At 45.9% G+C, this 12,204-nt stretch carries 11 protein-coding genes; 6 read left to right on the top strand and 5 right to left on the bottom strand.

Annotated features, from left to right (window positions below):
- Positions 1-15: 15 nt before the first annotated feature.
- On the bottom strand, positions 16-444 hold the full coding sequence (locus tag ABIX36_RS05180; RefSeq protein ID WP_348081098.1) for an OsmC family protein: 429 nt from the start codon (positions 442-444) through the stop codon (positions 16-18).
- Between the two features lie 253 nt (positions 445-697).
- On the opposite strand from ABIX36_RS05180, the gene ABIX36_RS05175 reads away from it, so the two are divergent.
- Positions 698-1,177 (top strand): hypothetical protein, encoded by a 480-nt coding sequence (locus ABIX36_RS05175; protein WP_348081097.1) that lies wholly within the window; start codon positions 698-700, stop codon positions 1,175-1,177.
- 93 nt (positions 1,178-1,270) lie between these two features.
- Here ABIX36_RS05175 and ABIX36_RS05170 read toward each other — a convergent pair whose 3' ends face one another.
- Together ABIX36_RS05170 and ABIX36_RS05165 are read right to left on the bottom strand one after the other, a co-directional pair.
- Positions 1,271-1,684, bottom strand: a complete 414-nt coding sequence (locus ABIX36_RS05170) for a DUF3052 family protein (RefSeq protein ID WP_348081096.1) — start codon at positions 1,682-1,684, stop codon at positions 1,271-1,273.
- A complete protein-coding gene (locus ABIX36_RS05165; protein WP_348081095.1) occupies positions 1,685-2,119 on the bottom strand; it encodes a DinB family protein in 435 nt (144 codons plus the stop codon).
- A gap of 94 nt (positions 2,120-2,213) precedes the next feature.
- Here ABIX36_RS05165 and ABIX36_RS05160 point away from each other — a divergent pair, with 94 nt between their 5' ends.
- The 5 genes from ABIX36_RS05160 (at position 2,214) to ABIX36_RS05140 (ending at position 10,783) form a co-directional block, all read left to right on the top strand.
- Positions 2,214-3,452, top strand: coding sequence for a nucleoside recognition domain-containing protein (locus ABIX36_RS05160; RefSeq protein ID WP_348081094.1), 1,239 nt, complete (start codon positions 2,214-2,216; stop codon positions 3,450-3,452).
- 209 nt (positions 3,453-3,661) lie between these two features.
- Positions 3,662-8,857: a PKD domain-containing protein gene (locus ABIX36_RS05155; RefSeq protein ID WP_348081093.1), complete on the top strand. Its 5,196-nt coding sequence runs from the start codon at positions 3,662-3,664 to the stop codon at positions 8,855-8,857.
- Between the two features lie 2 nt (positions 8,858-8,859).
- Complete coding sequence (locus tag ABIX36_RS05150) at positions 8,860-9,906, top strand: PorP/SprF family type IX secretion system membrane protein (protein ID WP_348081092.1); 1,047 nt, start codon at positions 8,860-8,862, stop codon at positions 9,904-9,906.
- A 42-nt stretch (positions 9,907-9,948) separates the two neighbouring features.
- Positions 9,949-10,353: a hypothetical protein gene (locus ABIX36_RS05145; protein WP_348081091.1), complete on the top strand. Its 405-nt coding sequence runs from the start codon at positions 9,949-9,951 to the stop codon at positions 10,351-10,353.
- A 16-nt stretch (positions 10,354-10,369) separates the two neighbouring features.
- The gene (locus ABIX36_RS05140) at positions 10,370-10,783 is read left to right on the top strand and encodes an OsmC family protein (RefSeq protein WP_348081090.1); all 414 of its coding nucleotides are present in this window, start codon (positions 10,370-10,372) and stop codon (positions 10,781-10,783) included.
- A gap of 60 nt (positions 10,784-10,843) precedes the next feature.
- Here ABIX36_RS05140 and ABIX36_RS05135 read toward each other — a convergent pair whose 3' ends face one another.
- Positions 10,844-11,455 carry a TetR/AcrR family transcriptional regulator gene (locus ABIX36_RS05135; protein ID WP_348081089.1) on the bottom strand — a complete coding sequence of 204 codons (612 nt, stop codon included), beginning with the start codon at positions 11,453-11,455 and terminating at the stop codon, positions 10,844-10,846.
- Between the two features lie 102 nt (positions 11,456-11,557).
- Positions 11,558-12,055 (bottom strand): DUF4126 family protein, encoded by a 498-nt coding sequence (locus ABIX36_RS05130; RefSeq protein ID WP_348081088.1) that lies wholly within the window; start codon positions 12,053-12,055, stop codon positions 11,558-11,560.
- Positions 12,056-12,204: the final 149 nt, after the last annotated feature.

The raw sequence follows: 12,204 nt of genomic DNA, 5'->3' as shown, positions 1-12,204 counted from the left end.
TTTTGTAGTATATTATTATTTAGCAGGGTGTAATATTACCTGCCATGTTATCTCGGCTTCAGCTTTGTAAAGTGTGGCTGCAACCGAACAGTATTTACCAAGCGATAGTTCAACGGCTTTATTGGCCTTTTCCTCATCGATGGTTCCGTATAAGTGAAATTCTAAATTGATGGTTTGCCATAACGACGGCTCTATACCAGCTTCGCGTTCGCCGCTAATCACCATCTCATAATCGGTAACATTCTGGCGCTGCTTGCGCAGGATAGCGATCACATCAATGGCCGAGCATCCGCCCAAACCCATCAAAAGCATTTGCATGGGGCGTACCCCAAAGTTTTCGCCGCCACTTTCGGGGCTGCTGTCCATCCGTACGGTGTGCCCGTATTCATCGTGGGCCTCAAAGCCGTATTCGCCGCTTACGCGTGCAAGTTTTATAGTAGGCATGGTGTTTAATTAATTTTGCTAAGGTAATAATGATATAATATTAATTCTACCAATCTGGTCAATTTTAGCAAATTTGCTAAAAAGCTGAAATGGTAATGACACGAATTGACTCAACGCGATGCTCGGAATGAGCTTAATTAACACTAATAGAGGTAAATAAGTGGGTATATGCGCCACTTCGTAATATTACTGTGGTAAACAGACAACTTCACTTTTAATTGGTGAAATTCGTTTTGTCTTTAAATTCCTGTTTATGAAAAAACTACTCTTAATTACTGCTATCCTGTTCTGCTCTGGAGTAGCCTGCCTTGCCCAAAGCAAGCTGATTTCGTACGACGACCTCAGCTACCTGCTGCATAATAACATTAATAAGGCTGATACCTTTTTCACTTCAAAAGGGTACACGCTGGCCGAAAAGAACATCAAGAAAAACACCCGGAAATATACACTGGCCATCCCCGGCGGTACGTACAGCAATGTAAATGTGCGTATAGATGGCAGACGCTTATTTTTAGAGATAGAAACCAACGAGTTACAGCAGTACAACCTCCTTTATAACTCCATTGCCGATTACCTGAACAAAGCCACCAGCACCGCCGATGTGCAGGCCTACACCGTAAAAGACCTTGGCAGCATTTACGTGATGGTGAATGACGCTGTCCCTTACAACCCGTTACGACGGGTGTATGATATACAGATCGTATCAGATAAAGCTATAACAGCGTATAATTAATTGAGAAAATATCGAATAGCGAATGTAGAATAATGAGGGAAAAAACTTTCGATGTTGGATATTCGAAATTCATCATTCGATATTGATCTGTCGTTACACCCTGTCCTTCACCCGTATTACCAGTTTCAAACCCGACCATACCTCATCCACAGCGCAAACTTTAACATCTACCAGCCCGGTTTGCAGCGCAAGATCTCGGATCTTATCTTCGGTAACATCAGTAATAACTTTTGATGCTTTTTTTGGCCAGGATACCCAGATGATGCCGTCCTGTGTGATCTGTTGCCTTAATATTGGCAGAATGCTAACCAGTTCGCTGTATTCCTTTGTGAAAAAATGAATAAGATTGACCGTAGTTTCATTATCATCCACTAACACAATATCCGGCGGCATGTCTGCAAACAGGTCAAAATAATGCGCAGGCTGATTGATGAGCCGGACGTTAAAGCCGGATCTGATACCCAGCTTTTTTGCCAATGGCGTAACCGAATAGCCTGCCGTTTGCATTTATTTTAATTGGTTTAAATGATGTACCATGTGTGCTATATAATCACTGGCAATAAATTCAACGGTATTATAAACCGGCTCGCCCCTGTTGTTATCGCAGGTTATTTGCCAGCGGTCGGCCGGGTAATTGGCCAGCACGTGTACTATATGCCTGTTAAAGAGTTCCCAAAGCGTAAGTACCTCTTCGGTGCCAGCTTCTGCATAATGCTGGGCTTTCACCCATTCTTCCTGATGGTATATCAGCTTAAAGTTCTCTTCGTAGGTGCAGCGTATAAAACGCTGTAAGTTGATTTGGGCGCTATCAATTAAATGGCCCATAATTTCCTTATTGTTCCATTTACCGGGCAAAGCTGTGTTTTCCCAATCCATATAACCCCACTTATTATTTAAAAATTCGTTTATAGCATTATCTAATTGTCGGGCTATATTGTCCATTATTGGTTGGGCTTAAGTATAAATTTCATTTTAAATATCTGTATTCTGAATAAATTATTCAAAAAAAATTAACTTCAAGGCTTTAAACATATTTATGGCCCTTAACTACATCTGGATAGCGTTTTTCCTTATCGCCTTTGTTATCGCGCTTTGCAAGCTCATTTTTTTGGGCGATGTAGATGCCTTTAAATTATTGGTAGATGGCATGTTCGATATGTCGAAGTCATCTGTAATGGATATCGCCCTTCCGCTTGCGGGTAATATGGTTCTATGGCTGGGTATTATGAATATTGGCGAGCGCGCCGGTGCCATGAACTTTCTGGCCCGCATAGTTGGCCCGTTCCTGGGCAGACTATTCCCGGAGGTGCCAAAGAACCACCCTGCCAACGGCCAAATGATGATGAATTTTTCGGCAAACCTGCTGGGTCTCGATAATGCCGCCACCCCGCTTGGCTTAAAAGCAATGGGCAGTTTGCAGGAACTTAACCCCGATAAAGAAACCGCCTCCAACTCGCAGATCATGTTTTTGGTGCTGCATACTTCCGGTTTACAATTGCTACCCGTTACTATTATCGCGCAGCGGTATATCCTCCACGCTAAAGACCCAGCCGATGTATTTATCCCCTGCATCATCGCCACTTATGTTGCTACGGTTGTTGGGTTGCTGGCAGTGTCCATCAAACAAAAAATAAACCTGTGGGATAGGGTTATCATCGCCTGGCTGGGTGGTATGACGGCCTTTGTCACGTTACTGGTTTGGACCTTCACCACCCAATTAAATCATGACCAGATCACCCTCGTATCCAAAGTCATCAGCAACACACTCATTTACTGTATCCCGGTTGTATTTATATTAGGTGCCATGCGCAAACGAATCAATGTATTCGAAGCCTTTATAGATGGCGCTAAAGATGGTTTTGGTGTATCGGTAAAGATCATCCCCTATCTGGTGGCCATGCTGGTGGCTATCAGCGTGTTTCGTAACAGCGGCGCGCTTACCTACCTTAACGACGGCGTACGCTGGGTGGTAAGCCAGGCAAATTTAGATACCCGCTTTGTAGACGCGCTGCCTGTAGCTTATATGAAACCCTTAAGCGGCTCCGGCTCTAAAGCGATGATGATAAGCACTATGCAAACTTACGGGCCAGATAGTTTTGCTGGGCGCCTCGGTTCGGTTTTTAACGGCTCGGCAGATACCACCTTCTACATTGTGGCACTTTATTTTGGCTCGGTAGGTATTAAACGATCAAGGTATGCTATCCCTGCGGGATTAATAGCCGATCTGGCCGGCGTTATTGCTGCCATTTTTATATCCTACCTGTTTTTTGGATAAGAAAATGCGGCTATAATTAGCTAATTCATAATTTCTTATCAAAAAACGATGGGTAATTTACGTTATGTGAAATTCTTGCATCTTTAGCAACCCCCGGGTATCGGTTTTCGTACACAATGTATTGCGGTTTTGGTTTTAAAAACCGTGTGCAATTTGTAACAATTTTGTTATTTTAGCGTGCGTTATTGCAAAGCTATGCAAGAGATTTGATGGAGAGAATTTTTACAAGGAGTTTACTGTTTGTTTTTACTTTTTGCTGCTTCATCATAACAGGTGCCTGCGCGCAAACAGTTATTATTGGCAATATCGATCCTGGCCCCTATGGCCAGCAATCAACTATTGCCGTCCCCTTTCACCTCAATACATCAACCGCGTGCGCAAGCTCTACCAATGATTTCAACCTGTATCTCTCTGACGCCAGCGGCAACTTTGGCACACAAACATTAATTGGTAAATACACGGGGTTTTATGGCACCTTTGTAAACGGCATTATCCCGAACGGAACCGCCGCCAGCCCAAATTACAGGATCAGGATACAATGTAGCGATCCTGCCATCCTCCCGGTAACTTCCGGGCCTTTTACCATTAGTGCTTCGCCGGGGGTTACAGCAGGTACATCATCGCAGGCTATCAATACAGCAGACCCCGAGATATTTGGCTCCTGTATAGGCTCTGATAATACATCGTACGCTTTTGTAAACGCTTCATCGGCCGGTGCGGCGGCATCTGCAACTTTCTTTAACGAACTTTCGCAAACCGATGAAGGTACCATTACCTTCCCCGCAGCACCCTTTATTGCCAAGGCCGCCAACTATACTGTTATTGTAAGGGCAACCGAGGCAGGCATAGTGGGTACAAAGGCTTATGCACTTATTAATAACCTTGTGAATAATAGTTTTGGCGCATCGGGCAGTAATCAGGTATGTTTAGACGGCCAAAGTACACTAACCTATAGTGTAGATATCAATTCGGCTAACGGTATCCAAAAAAATTATCCCGGTTTAATTTACAGTGTTACCTGGGGAGATGGCTTAAGCACCAATTATACACTATGCGAAATTGTTGCAGCTGGCGGGGTTATTACCCATACTTACAAAAAGGCATCCTGCGGTAACGTAGCAAACGGGCTGCAAAACGTTTTCCAGATTGACCTGCAACCCACCAGCCCTTATTGTGGTAAGCTGGGTACCCCTGTTACCGGCTATGCAAGGGTAATAGAAGCACCCAAAAACAAGATCAAAAACGACGCCACCGCCTGTACAAATGCGGTTGTAATTTTTGGCAATACATCTATTCCCGGCCAGGACCCTAACAGCACCACGTTTGATTGCTCCAATGCCGCCGCCTTATACACCTGGGTGGTAGATGGCGTTGTTGTTGCCGTAAACTACCCGCTCGAAAAATCACTCGAATATACCTTTACCACCAAGGGGCAGCATTTTGTGGGGCTGCACTTACAAAACGGGAATGCTATATGCGATGTAGAGGACGTAGTAGTTAATATCTGCATACAAGATCCCCCAAAGCCTTCTTTTACACTGGCAAATCCAACCATATGCACATCCGGCCCTGTTACGCCGGTAAACACTTCGGTTGTTGATGAAAACTGCGATGTAAATACTACCTACACCTGGCGGGTAGCGGGCCCCGCCCAACCGGGCTTTTTAGGTGGCACAAACGCTAACAGCAAAGCGCCAGGGTATAATTTCACTGTACCAGGTTTATATACCTTAACCTTAGATATCACCACCCTCAGCTGCGGCCTGGTATCATCCGAGCCACAGGAAGTAGTGATCAACTTAAACCCGGTGGCACAATTATCTGCAGACGCGCTGGTATGCGGTAAAGACCAGGTGCTCACCTTCGGCCCTAATGCCATTACTACGAAAACGACGCTTACGGGAACGGCCAAAACCCTGCCTACCACCTACGTGTGGACAATTACCGGCGGTGCCTTTAGTTTTGAGAATGGCACAACCGCCAACAGCCAATACCCACAGATAAAATTCACCGACTATAATACCTACACCATCACCGTAACCCATACCAATAATTGCAATGTAGCTTCCGATTCGCAGGTACTCACCTTCGAGGAAGCGCCACTGGTTAACGCCGGTGGCGACCAAACCGTTTGCGAGGGTAACACGGTGAGTTTAGCCGCAGCCAATATTACCGGGGTTTATAACAGCTTTAGATGGGTGGGCGGCACAGGAACTTTCAGCCCGGGCAGAAATGTGAGGAACCCTACTTACACGCCGTCTGCAGCCGAAATATCCGCCGGCACGGCAACTATCAGCCTGGAAGTTACCACCAACCTTGCGGCACCTTGTAATGTCATCAGCATCCCTGCGGTGATCACCATTACCCGTAAGGATAACATTACCAGCGTAAATGCCGCAGAGGTTTGTACCGGTTCTAATTTTACGTATACCATCACCTCGGCAAATCCCGTATCAACCTATAGCTGGACGGCCAGCGTAACATCGGGCAGTGCCACCGGCTTTGGCGCAACAGGCAGCGGTAATACCATTAACGATGTGATCAACGATACTGGTGTTGGCGATGCTACCATCGTTTACATGATAACCCCTACCACCAATGGCTGCCCGGGCGTTCCTTTCCCACTAACTCTAACGGTAAACCGTATCCCGGTTTTAACTGCGACGGCAGCCACAGCGCCAATATGCAGTGGGCAACCCACCGGCATTGTATTCAATTCTATACCAAATACAACCTACACCTGGACCAGTGTGGCCGATGCCGACATCCACTTCAACTCGGAACAAGCTACACCCGTAGCCGTTACTACCATACCCGATCTGTTGACCAATACCGGCACCGTATATGGTAAAGTGACGTACATGATTACACCACACCACGGCGCGTGTGCAGGCCAGGCGGTACCTGTTGAAGTGTTTATTGCACCACCGCCTATTGCCGCACTGGCAGGCCCTGATGAAGCTATTTGTAACGGCCCAACTTATACCCTGCAGGGTAACAACCCATCGCCCGGTACAGGGCAATGGACGCTAACATCGGGCCAAGCGGGCGTAACCTTTGCAAACAGCGCAAGCCCCACCTCGGTGGTTAACGGCTTAAAACCTGGCAACGTTTACCAGTTTGTATGGAGCATAAACACCTCGCCGGGTTGTACACCCAGTACTGATGAGGTAGCCATCACCGTAGATGCCCCTACTATTGGCGGCGTAATAGCGGGTTCGATGCCAGTATGCGCGGATGCTAATCACGATTTCCTGGTGCTATCGGGCAACGTGGGCAAGGTTTTAAACTGGGAATCGTCGACAGATGGCGTTAACTGGGTTACGTTGCTTGATGTTACCAATCAATACGAATACACCAACCTTACGCAAACCACCCAGTTTAGGGCCGTGGTACAAAACAATACCTGTGCTATCGAACACTCGGCAATTGCTACCATTACCGTAAATCTACCGGTAATACCGGCAAGTGGCGGTATACCATTAACCACTTTATGTAACGCCACAACCTATACATTAAGCGGTAACGACCCTGCACCGTTTGCCGGGATATGGACACAAACAGGCGGCCCGCCCGTAATTTTTGCCGATGCAACTGATCCTAAAACACAAATTACCGGCTTAATTGGCGGCAACACCTACAAATTCACCTGGACCATAAAGGGGGCCGCCCCCTGCCCCGATAGCCAAAACGAAATAACTATTGTAAACAACCCGGACGTTACACCAAAATTCATAAACGATTATAACACCACAGTTTGCGGGCCGGTTACAGTTAACTTTACCAATCAGTCATCACCTAACTTTGCAAGCACCGTTTACTTGTGGGATTTTGGGGATGGAACCGGCAACACCAATGCCGTTAACCCACAGCACACTTTTCAGCCGGGCACCGACGGGCAGGACATCGTGTACACGGTATCATTAACCATCATTAACAACTGCGTGGCGCGCGAGCCTTTTAAGATGGATATTCTTGTGAGACCCTCGGCTCCAACCGCAGTGGTGCAACCCGAAAAGCTTTCCGCCTGCGGCTCTTTAGCTATTAGACTAAAAAACACATCGCCCGGCAATAATCAATACTACGATTTTTTTGTATTCGATGGCAACACACAGGTACTACCCACAATAAGGAAAACAGATAAATCGGACGCAACCTTCGCGCCGTTAGGGCCGCCACTTAACGATGCGTTTTATACCATTTATATGGTAGCAACCGATCTTTGCGGCAATACCAGCCAGAGTGTGCCTACGCCTATCAATATCTATCCTGCCACCTTTGTGCCATTATTTTTTGCTAAGGACAATAAAAGCGAAGGCTGTTATCCGTTTACCGCCACGTTTGTAAATATCTCATCGGGTGGAACTAAATTCTTTTACCGCATATACAACCCGGCCGGAGTAATGCTTGATGAGATACAGGGCAGTAAAACCGAACAACCGTACACTTTTACAGCCCCGGGTACATACTTTGTAAGCATTGTTGCACAAAACGACTGCGCCACCTTTGAATCTACCGAAAGGATAAAATTTGAGGCATATCCAAAACCCCTGCCCGATTTTACTTCCGATATCACCAGCGGTTGTAAAGCTATCAGGGTAAACTTTGCAAATACTACTGCTGCTAACGGCGCTACTCCCGCGCAATCCTTAAGCTACGAATGGGATTTTGGCGATGGCACGGCCCACTTTTTTGGCTATACACCAGTACCGCACCTGTATACCGCTAAAAATTCGCCATATACTGTTACCTTGAAGGTTACTAACCTTTCTACCAGCTGTACTGATGTAATTGTAAAAGCTAACTTTATTAAAGTTAACGCGGCGCCAAATGTAGATTTTGCTGCCAGCCCGGGTTTTATCACCAAGATCCCTAATTACCACTTTGCATTCGACGATAAAACATCGGGCAATCCCGTAAGTTGGGCCTGGGACTTTGGCGACAACAACACATCTACCCAGCAAAACCCCGGGCATACTTATACAGATACAGGCACTTATAAGGTTACTTTACGTGTAATTAACCGGGATGGCTGCGATAGCACCGTAGTGCACAAGGTACAAATTACCGGCGTACCGGGGCAACTATATATACCAAACGCGTTTATGCCAGCCGGTAGCACAGCCGAATTGCGCACCTTTGTAATGAAGGGCTCCGGCATAGAAAACTGGCGGATGCAGATATTTAATAACTGGGGGCAACTGGTTTGGGAGACCACTAAACTTAACAGTACTGGCGAACCTGTTGAAAGTTGGGACGGCACCTATAAAGGCGTGCCGGCGCAGCAAGGGGTATATATATGGCAGGCAACGGCCAAATTCATCAATGGTACCGAGTGGAAGGGGATGCAATACGGGCCAGCAACCTTACCAAAACGTACCGGCGTAATACATTTAATAAGATAGCGATGAAAAGACAGATCAAACTTTATGTTTTTGTGCTTATTGCTATACTTGGCGGTGTAAAAGCATCAGCGCAGGACCATATGTATTCGCAGTTCTTCAATTCGCCTAATTATTTAAACCCGGCTTTGAACGGCCAATTTGAAGGCGACCTGCGTATGAACTTAATTTACCGTAACCAGTACTCATCCGTTGCAGGTGGCGGGTTATCATATCTCACAGCATCTATAGATTACAATGTACCGCGTTTTGGCGGGGGCTTTGGGCTGATGTTTACCCGTGCCAGCGAAGGGACGGCTTATCTTACCAAAAACAATATCTCGGGCATATACTCCTACAGTGTTGGCTCGGATAGCTATGTGCTTTCTTTTGGTTTGCAGGCCGGCGTTACCAACAGGTCGGTAGATTATACTAAACTCATCTTCAGCGACCAGATAGATCCCCGTTTGGGATATATCCCGGGCTCCACATCCGGCGCGGATGCGGCTTTATTCAATAACAAATTCTATTTTGATTCGGGCGCGGGAATAAACCTCACCGCCGGTAATTTTAACTTAGGCGGTGCCATGCAGCATATAAACCGCCCAAATGAATCGTTCACCGGTGTGCCCGCCAAGTTACCTATGCGCGGCGTTTTTCATGCCAGTTACAGGTATAACATAACGCAGGACGATAATTTAGATGAAGATCAAAAATCGTATGTGATACCATCAGTGGTATTTTACAAGCAATCGCAGGCGCAATCGTTAAGCATAGGCTTTCAATACAAGCGGCGCAGCATAAACGCTGGACTTTGGTACCGTAGCGGCGGCTTAAGCAACGGGCCAAGTTCTGTAGTGGTGTCGTTTATATTTGATGTGTTTATTAACCATGAGGGCGGCGAAAAAATGCGTTTGGGTGTAAGCCATGATGTACCATCGGGCAGGGGTTTAAACTACAGCAATACCAGCGGCACCACAGAAGGCAGCATTGGCTACGAAACTACCCTTCCCTACAGTGGTAACGAGTACAGAAAATTTAATGGTAATCGCAGATGTTACGATTTTTATTAAGTTTGAAAATTAAAGCCGTTATAAGGGTGCTTTATTACATATATGGAAAAAAATTACTTAAAGGACAAACAAATAAAGAAACAATCGGCAGTTACAGCTGCGTGGCTGCTGGTGGGCTTCGGTATTGTGTTTGTGTTTATACTTGTTAAAATAGCAAATTCCAATTCCATGTCGGTTTTTAGCCGGCTGCCGGATAGCGATGCTGCTTACGCTATGGCTAAGCTCTACATCAGGCCAACGGTTAGGTCAACCAACGTTAGTTTTCACGATGACAGCTATAAATTCGCCAAAAAATCCGATTCGGTATACGTTATCAAATCTTCCTACTCCGCACGCGAAACCAGCGGCGAAAGCACCACCACGCAATTCACCATATCATTAAAATATATGGGGGGCAGTGCAAACAAAGAAGAAAGCTGGAAAATGCTGGACCTGAACCAGGAATAGCCCTTAACCCACCTAAATGGACACGACTCAAAAAGAGTTTATTATTGATGGCTCGGCGGTAATTGGCCGGGCGCAATATCAAACCGTTGTTAAAAGTGGCAACCACACCCTAATTGCAGACGAACCCGTAGATGATGGTGGCACCGATACAGGCATGTCGCCCTATAACCTGTTGATGGCCAGTTTGGCAAGCTGTACCGCTATTACCCTGCGCATGTATATCAACCGTAAAATGTGGGCAATAGATGAGATAAAGGTAGACCTGGAAATGTACCGAACCGAAACCGGGATATTTATTGAAAGCAGGCTAAAGTTTAAAGGCGAAGTTACCCCGGAGCAAAAGAAACGGCTAATAACCATTGCGGATGCCTGCCCTATTCATAAAATTTTGGTGGGAAATATTGTGATCAATACAAACCTGAGTGAGTGAGTAGTGAGGTTTGAGTGGTTTAACGTACTGGTCAATTCACAACTCACTACTTACAACTCCCTATTTCAGCCCCTTTACAAAAATATCTATCAGCAGCAGGCGTTTGTTATGGATCTCGTCGAGGTGTTCTTTTTTGGGGAAATTTACCTTTTTCTGCATCGCCCCTACTTTAATACCATGTAAGGCATCTAAAAACACATCAACAATTTCGGCGGGATTATCTATAGGCCGGATGGTTCCTTTTTGCGCTTCTGTTTGAATAGCCTGGCTAAGCAGCCTGGTTTCGGCATCGCGTATCTGGTTTACAATAGTCCAAATGGTATCGGGAAGGTTTTGTTCGTTTAGTCTTACAAAATCAAAGAAATTGTAATTGGTCACAATAAAGTCGTGATGAGTGTTCACCTGGAACAGGAATGCATCGCGCAGATTGGTAAAATGGCCTATCTTATCTTCAAGCAGCTGCAAATAATCATTAGCCAGCTTGCGCATAACGGCCATATACAACTCACTTTTATCGGGGAAATAGTAATACAGCAACGCCTTGGACATGGATAGGTCGCCAGCAATTTCGTTCATCGTGGTTTTAGAGTAACCATAATGCAAAAAGCGCTGATGCGATGCCTCCAGAATTTTTTCTCGTTTTATATCCTGCTGATCTATACCTGCACTCATTTCTGTCGTATCCGGGTGTTTTAAATGTACGTTTCCTGACTTATTTAACAAAAGTATCAAATAATCAAGGGTAACTGTACATCCGACATTAAAAGATGATATTCAAATGTTAAAATCAGCCGTGCGTACGAGGGCGATCCCGGCGCCTATAACAAGGGCATCTTCAATGGCGCCTATAAATGGGTCGGGGATTTTAGTACTTTTCCCAATTCCCCTGCGCAAAAAGAAGCAACCGAATGTAGAGGCAATGGATGCAATGCCGCCAATTACGCCACCTACTAAGGGAGAATTGCCTTCTGCCTTATAAACAACCGCGCCGCACAATATACCGGATAATGCCCTGCCCAGTAAGCCGGGAATGGCGGTACGGTTAGGTGTGTTCGGCAACTTATCGCCAATTAATTCACCGGCGGCAAGTACTTTAAAAACTTTAGATGCGGTTATGCTTTGCATAAACTCCAACGGCGATTTCGCCAAACGCTCCTCGGGATGACGGCTATAAAGATGCGTTAACACAGCCGGCGCGTAAAATGTGCGCATACCTGCTATTAAGCCTAATGCCGCGGCTTTGCCGGCGGGTGTTTTTAGGATGGCTGCCATAAGTATTTTGTTTTACCAGAATGCATTGCAATAATCATTCCCGAAATGCACAACCCTATCTATTGCGCTTACAGTTAATTTATCAAACAAATCAGGTCAATCGAACGCCAGCAAAAAGGGCCGCGCAGTTGATCTGCGCGGCCCTGGAT

Source organism: Mucilaginibacter sp. (assembly GCF_039925265.1).
GTDB lineage: Bacteria > Bacteroidota > Bacteroidia > Sphingobacteriales > Sphingobacteriaceae > Mucilaginibacter.
This window is presented reverse-complemented; position numbering and strand designations above follow the sequence as displayed.

Bases quoted from the DNA above. Each gene is read 5' to 3' on its own strand.
- ABIX36_RS05180 (WP_348081098.1), bottom strand. From the start codon at position 444: ATGCCTACTATAAAACTTGCACGCGTAAGCGGCGAATACGGCTTTGAG.
- ABIX36_RS05175 (WP_348081097.1), top strand. From the start codon at position 698: ATGAAAAAACTACTCTTAATTACTGCTATCCTGTTCTGCTCTGGAGTA.
- ABIX36_RS05170 (WP_348081096.1), bottom strand. From the start codon at position 1,684: ATGCAAACGGCAGGCTATTCGGTTACGCCATTGGCAAAAAAGCTGGGT.
- ABIX36_RS05165 (WP_348081095.1), bottom strand. From the start codon at position 2,119: ATGGACAATATAGCCCGACAATTAGATAATGCTATAAACGAATTTTTA.
- ABIX36_RS05160 (WP_348081094.1), top strand. From the start codon at position 2,214: ATGGCCCTTAACTACATCTGGATAGCGTTTTTCCTTATCGCCTTTGTT.
- ABIX36_RS05155 (WP_348081093.1), top strand. From the start codon at position 3,662: ATGGAGAGAATTTTTACAAGGAGTTTACTGTTTGTTTTTACTTTTTGC.
- ABIX36_RS05150 (WP_348081092.1), top strand. From the start codon at position 8,860: ATGAAAAGACAGATCAAACTTTATGTTTTTGTGCTTATTGCTATACTT.
- ABIX36_RS05145 (WP_348081091.1), top strand. From the start codon at position 9,949: ATGGAAAAAAATTACTTAAAGGACAAACAAATAAAGAAACAATCGGCA.
- ABIX36_RS05140 (WP_348081090.1), top strand. From the start codon at position 10,370: ATGGACACGACTCAAAAAGAGTTTATTATTGATGGCTCGGCGGTAATT.
- ABIX36_RS05135 (WP_348081089.1), bottom strand. From the start codon at position 11,455: ATGAGTGCAGGTATAGATCAGCAGGATATAAAACGAGAAAAAATTCTG.
- ABIX36_RS05130 (WP_348081088.1), bottom strand. From the start codon at position 12,055: ATGGCAGCCATCCTAAAAACACCCGCCGGCAAAGCCGCGGCATTAGGC.